Source organism: Candidatus Latescibacterota bacterium (assembly GCA_019038625.1).
GTDB lineage: Bacteria > Krumholzibacteriota > Krumholzibacteriia > Krumholzibacteriales > Krumholzibacteriaceae > JAGLYV01.
The window spans coordinates 21,629-27,628 of record JAHOYU010000043.1; the positions used below are offsets into that span (position 1 = coordinate 21,629).

At 50.0% G+C, this 6,000-nt stretch carries 7 protein-coding genes; 6 read left to right on the forward strand and 1 reads right to left on the reverse strand.

Going from position 1 to position 6,000, the window contains the following annotated elements:
- Positions 1-113: 113 nt before the first annotated feature.
- The 6 genes from KOO63_03050 (at position 114) to KOO63_03075 (ending at position 4,900) form a co-directional block, all read left to right on the forward strand.
- A complete protein-coding gene (locus KOO63_03050) occupies positions 114-2,372 on the forward strand; it encodes an adenosylcobalamin-dependent ribonucleoside-diphosphate reductase (GenBank protein MBU8920816.1) in 2,259 nt (752 codons plus the stop codon).
- A 7-nt stretch (positions 2,373-2,379) separates the two neighbouring features.
- Positions 2,380-2,541 (forward strand): hypothetical protein, encoded by a 162-nt coding sequence (locus tag KOO63_03055; protein ID MBU8920817.1) that lies wholly within the window; start codon positions 2,380-2,382, stop codon positions 2,539-2,541.
- The gene (locus KOO63_03060; GenBank protein ID MBU8920818.1) at positions 2,525-2,968 is read left to right on the forward strand and encodes a hypothetical protein; all 444 of its coding nucleotides are present in this window, start codon (positions 2,525-2,527) and stop codon (positions 2,966-2,968) included. The genes KOO63_03055 and KOO63_03060 overlap by 17 nt, the downstream gene beginning before the upstream one ends.
- Positions 2,901-3,902 carry a DNA recombination/repair protein RecA gene (locus KOO63_03065; GenBank protein ID MBU8920819.1) on the forward strand — a complete coding sequence of 334 codons (1,002 nt, stop codon included), beginning with the start codon at positions 2,901-2,903 and terminating at the stop codon, positions 3,900-3,902. Before KOO63_03060 ends, KOO63_03065 begins: the two co-directional genes overlap by 68 nt.
- 246 nt (positions 3,903-4,148) lie before the next feature.
- Positions 4,149-4,685: a hypothetical protein gene (locus KOO63_03070; protein MBU8920820.1), complete on the forward strand. Its 537-nt coding sequence runs from the start codon at positions 4,149-4,151 to the stop codon at positions 4,683-4,685.
- Entirely contained in the window at positions 4,685-4,900 is a 216-nt protein-coding gene (locus tag KOO63_03075) for a topoisomerase DNA-binding C4 zinc finger domain-containing protein (GenBank protein MBU8920821.1), read from the forward strand. The genes KOO63_03070 and KOO63_03075 overlap by 1 nt, the downstream gene beginning before the upstream one ends.
- Before the next feature lie 174 nt (positions 4,901-5,074).
- Here the strand turns inward: KOO63_03075 and KOO63_03080 are convergent, their stop codons facing one another.
- Positions 5,075-5,650 (reverse strand): N-acetylmuramoyl-L-alanine amidase, encoded by a 576-nt coding sequence (locus tag KOO63_03080; protein MBU8920822.1) that lies wholly within the window; start codon positions 5,648-5,650, stop codon positions 5,075-5,077.
- Positions 5,651-6,000: the final 350 nt, after the last annotated feature.

A 6,000-nucleotide genomic window follows, 5' to 3' on the forward strand; every position in this document is an offset into this window, starting at 1 on the left:
AGCGAGGTATCAGATGAGGGCTTCCAAGCGCACCTGCCTTCTGGATCAGAAACACTTTGGTCCAGGAGGCAAGTCGTCTGGAGGCTAAAACAATAACCATAAGGAACTTAGGTATGAAGACAGCTCCGTACGAAGCAACTTGTATCACAGAGATAGGAAGTAAGGTATTACTTAAGCAATACCTAGCAAAAGATGACGAAGGTACGACGGTAGAACAACCAGAAGACTTATTTTGGAGAGTAGCAGTGTGCGCTGCAGAAGCAGAGCGTTTGTACGGAGCTACCGACGAACAGATTATGGAATGGGCAGGAGCCTTTTACGGCCTGATGGCGACTGGAAAGTTCATGCCCAACACACCAACTCTGATCAACGCTGGTCGCAACAACGGCTTAGGTTTAGCAGCTTGTTATGTTCTCCCTATCAACGACAGCTTGATCGAAGGCAAAGGATCTATCTACGACACGCTACACGGCATGGCCACAGTGCACAAAGCTGGAGGCGGGACTGGTTTCTCGTTCTCTAGCATAAGGCCTGAAGGTAACTTAGTCAACAGTACCTCAGGCGTAGCGTCTGGACCGATCTCTTTCATGACACTGTACGATGCATCAACCAACGTGGTTAAGCAGGGTGGCACACGGCGCGGCGCTAACATGGGCGTCCTACACTGCACTCACCCTGACATAGTAAAGTTCATCAAATGTAAAGAGGGCGTAGATCAGATCACTAACTTCAACATCTCTGTAGCCGTAACAGATAGTTTCATGGAAGCTGTGTACGGTGACAAACCGTGGGATCTACTGTGTCCCACCACTGGAGAGATAGCAGAGACAGTAGCCGCCAAGGAACTGTTCGACGCAATAGTATTCCAGGCTCATGCAACAGGTGAGCCTGGACTGTTCTTTGTGGACGAGGCTAATAGATTCAACCCGATTCCACACTTGGGACGGTACGAAGCAACCAACCCGTGTGGTGAGCAGCCACTATTACCCTACGACGTGTGCTCTCTGGCGTCAATTAACGTCAGTAAATACGCAACGCAGGATATCAACTACGTCGAGCTGCAACGGGATGTAGCAACAGCAGTTAGGTTCTTGGACAACATACTAGATGTTAATCAATTTCCACTGCCGGAGATAACAGCGCTGACTAAACGCATACGACGCATAGGCTTAGGAATCATGGGTTGGGCTGACTTGCTGATAAAGCTAGAGATATCCTATGACAGTCCGAAAGCATTGGAGCTTGCTGACACCTTAATGCGGGCAGTAAATCACGGCGCACACGAAGCATCAGCAAATCTGGTCGAAACAAGAGGCACGTTTCCAGAATGGGAGAAGTCTATCTGGGGACCGGACGACACGTGCGCGCGGAGACAGGACGGCGAGAGAGTAAGACCGTTCCTACCGCAGCGTCACTGTAACGTAACTACAATAGCACCAACAGGTTCCATCAGTATGATCGCAGGATGCTCGGGCGGCATTGAACCGCTTTTTGCTGTTGGTATGATTCGGAAGCAAGCTGGTGCCGAGATGCTGGACATTAACCCTATGCTAATCGAAGTGGGAGAGCGGGAGGGATTTTTGTCTGACGAGGTGCGGGCGCATATCACAACACACGGCACCGCTGACCACCCAGACATCCCAGAGAAGTGGCGCAAGATATTCGTAACAGCGCACGAGATACCAGCAGAGCAACACGTACGTATGCAGTCGGCGTTTCAGAGACGATGCGACAGTGCTATTTCGAAGACAGTAAACCTGTCAAATAGTGCCAAGGTAGAGGCCGTAGCTGAGAGTTATATCCTAGCTCATAAATTGGGCTGTAAGGGCATCACCGCCTATAGGGATGGTGCACGACCGGGTCAGACCTTAACGGCCGGCACAGGCGATCCTGAGGCCAAACAGGCCCATCTGACAGGCCTAGTACGACCAGAATATACGTGGGGCTTTACTAGGAAGATAAATTTCGGAGAATTGGGTAAGATTTACATCACAGTCAACACGGACACTGAAACAAATCAGATGCTGGAAGTGTTCTTAGGTTGGGGCAAAGCAGGCAGCGATCAGAAGACACTGGTGGAAGCGCTCGGTCGAGTGATCTCACTAGGCCTGAAGGAAGGCATCGCTGTCAGCAGTATAGTTAAGCAACTCATAGGCATAGGCGGGAGTACTGGGGTTTTCTATAAGGGAGGCAGATTCTCTTCGATCCCCGACGCTGTAGCCAAGACAATGCTGGCGGCCTCCAACGAAGCAGCGCCTGTTAGTGAGCAGCTAGGAATCTTTGAGCAACACTGTCCTGACTGTGACGCCAAGCTGGTTTTAGTGGAAGGCTGTAAGAAATGTATGGCATGTGGATACTCCGCGTGCGGATAGGAGTGTAATGGACTCAAAAAAGGAGTGCGGCAAGCCCGCCAACAAGGTATGTGGGGGACACAAAAAGTGGGCCAGGAAGTATGTAAGGCAGGTCGCACGTAGATACAGAAAGGCTGTGTTGCGTGCGGCTGTTAAGGAAGCAAACGAGGAGGATGATGACGAATCTTGAGTCAGGACCGCGACACGAAAAGGAAAGTCTAGGCTTAGTGGGGATGGGATTGGCTGCTGTAAAGCAGTCGGTTCAATCCGCTAAGCTGGACATTATCATAGATATAGCACTGGTGCTAGCAACTCTAGGCATTTGCAACAAAGAAGACAACACCATGTTACACCAGACACACAACCTAGCATTCGGAAGAGACGGGGCCGAGTACTTCGTCTTCAAGCTGGGCAAAGAACAGAAGGACTCTGTTAAAGTGTTTCATGCAGTAGTATCACCTGAGTTCGTAGACGTACAAGCACACATCACAGGTAACTGGGAGCAGCATCTAAGGACGCTCGCCGAGCAATGCCGGAAGGGACAAACAGATGGCCAAGAAGCAGAAGAAGAAGAAAACAGCATCAACGATAGCGGATCTGAGGAAGGAACTGCGTAAGAAGTACGACGAACGTACGATCATACAGTACACCAAAGGAGAGCCTACACCTACCATACCGACTGGATGTATTCGGTTGGACCGAGCGCTAGGAAACGGAGGAGTGCCCCGCAGCCGGATGCTCGAGTTGAGCGGTGAGAACTCCTCAGGCAAGACCACGTTGGCTCTGTCCATCGCAGCAGAGGCGCAACGAGCACTGAAAGAACGCTTCGTAGTATACATTGACGTAGAGATGGCACTGGACACGGTGTGGGCCGAGACATTAGGCATCAACTTCAAACTGTTCGATCACTGTCGTCCGTTGACAGGTGAGGACGCTATCTCTATGCTAGAGGCGTACATACGTACAAACCAGTGCTCCGTGATTATTGTCGACTCAGTAGCGGCGCTCCTACCTAAGGCTGTGACTGCTAACGAGATAGGGGAAGCCAACATCGGGGCCCAAGCTAGACTGGTATCAGATGCAGTCAAGCGTTGTGCGTCTCTACTCAGAGACTATCCTGATACGATCGTAATCTTTATCAACCAGAAGCGTGCTAGGATAGGCGGAGGTCCAGCGTCGTTCAGTTTCGATCCGACTAAGACCACAGGCGGTAAAGCACTTCCGTTCTTCTGTACCACAAGACTGTCACTTGCTAAGATAGAGAGCCTGAAGAACGCTGACAAAGAACAGGTAGGACAGGTAGTAATGGTCAACGTGCTGAAACACAAAGTGAACGGGGGGCCGGGAGCACGCGTGAAGTTCTCAATAGACCAAGAGCGGGGCATAGACGCAGCCCGTGAAGTACTAGAACTGGCGATAGAGAAGGGCCTGGTCGAGCAAAAGGGTACTTGGTACCTCTTTAGTGACACTGAGAAGGAGCAAGGTGAAGCGAAAGCGAAGACGTTTATTCGAGAGAACCTCAAGAAATGGACAAAGGCGGTGACCTCATGAAATATTGGGAGTTTCTTGATAATGTCGTAGATATGTTGGAGCAGGGAGAGTGGTCTGAAGAGAACAGCTGTGGAGATCACTACTGCGGCTGGTGCGGAGCAAAACCTTGGAGCCGTGATCCTAAATATGCGGAGCACAACGAACATTGCGATTGGTTGTTAACTATAGCGGAAGCAAGACTGCTACAAGGAAACCAATGTTCAACGTGCGATCAGCCTTTTATAAACGACAACTGCGGATGTAAAGATGACTGAAATGAAGCCGATATGTTATCTAGATGTAGACGACACGCTGTTGCGGTTCCCCAATTCCGAGGAGCCGCCTGGTGCGGCCGTAGGCGCATGGGATCTGATCAACTTCCTTAACAAACACTACGAAGTTAGGTGGCTGACGTGCTGGTGCCCGTGCGGCGATATGCTCATAGAGCGTGCAGAAATGCTAGCAACACTCCTCAACTATCAAGGGTACATTGGTTCTTCCGGCAGACTGGTACTCACAGACACAATAGAACTAGAGAGTGGGTACAAGCTAAACAAAGGAGAGGATTGGGACGAGAAGATAGAGCTGCTGCGTAGCTTTGCCAATCCACTATCCTTTAAGAACGACAAAACGGACGCAATCGACTTCGACCGTCCGTTTATATGGATTGAAGATGAGATACTACCTATAGAAAGTATGGTGCTAGACTCACGAGGTATGCTAGACTGCTGGGTTCCTTGTAACGTATCCGTAGATCCTCTACGTGTTACCGAGGTGCTTACCATGCTTCGGAGTAAGGTATAATGAACAAACCCATTAAGAAATGCTACAACTGCGACGCACTTATGGTACTTAGGACGGGCCCTTACGGACAATTTTGGGGCTGCTCACGCTTTCCTAAGTGTGACTACACCTGGAAGCCTCGTAAAACGTTATACTGGGACACGCCACATTGGGGAAACGACTGGGATGAAACTCATGAGGACTACTTTGGTATGGACGGTGGGCATAGATTCTGATGTCCATTGGTAAACTAGCCCAGATTACTGCCCCTCATTTTGTAGCAGGTCTGATCTTTATTGACCGCAAGGTAGTAGAGGCAGCGCCGATCATAAGGTACATGGAAGGCTGGACTGCTGACCTGGTGAAACAATATGTAGACAAGAAGAAGTGGTCTATTACTAGCGTGCCTCCTAAACCTTGAGGTAAATCAAGTACTTGTCGTACCAGTACCACAACTGTTCCCAATCAAAACCAGGGCCGGGGTCAACTTTACCTCGGCCTTCTCCACGTACGGCATCTGAAGACACCAGAGAATGTGCCACGATCGTAGCCTTAGTGATGGTAGGATAGGCTATGGTCTTACTGGCATACCAATATCCGCCTGAGCGATACTGTTGCTGTGTGTAGCAGTCAGGTTGTTTGATGGCCTCAAGAAACGTAGCATATGTGTGTGCTCCGCTCACCAAGAATTCACATCCCAAGAAGTATTTGTTCAGCATCGTACGCCCGCCGAATTCAGACTCCCCAGCATGATCTGCTATCTTGGTAGGAGGTATCCACTCTACAACTGTCCCAGTGGTGGCTATGATACCGTGGACTTCTAGGTTGAGACTAGTCAAGAACGCTGGAGCAAAACTCTTCTTACCGTCCGGCAGGATAATCCACTCAGCCATGCTATGGACGATAGCTCCCTCAACTGGCTCATTGACACGACGGTCACGGGCCTCACCTACAGGCCAATCGGATACGTAAGGTATCTGCATCACTTAGTACCTCCTGGTACAATGATAGTCCGGTCACACCATAATCTAATGATGGTTTCCTTTTCGACTACTAAGCCTCTCCGCAAGGGGAGATCTAATACCAAGGTCCTATCTCCGAGAACCATAGTACGTACTGGTCTGGGCATACGACACACTCGTGTCAGCGGCCCTACCACAAGATAGCGGACAGTAAAAAGGCCACGGACTACTCGTGATAGAGTCTCGACAACGCCGACACCTATCCTACGTAGTAGACCCAGTGGCCCTAACATACTCTTGTCCTCACCCTCTCAACATACACCGTCCGAATTGGTTGTAGTTGTTGGTCAGACTCCTCCACGACTATAATGTGT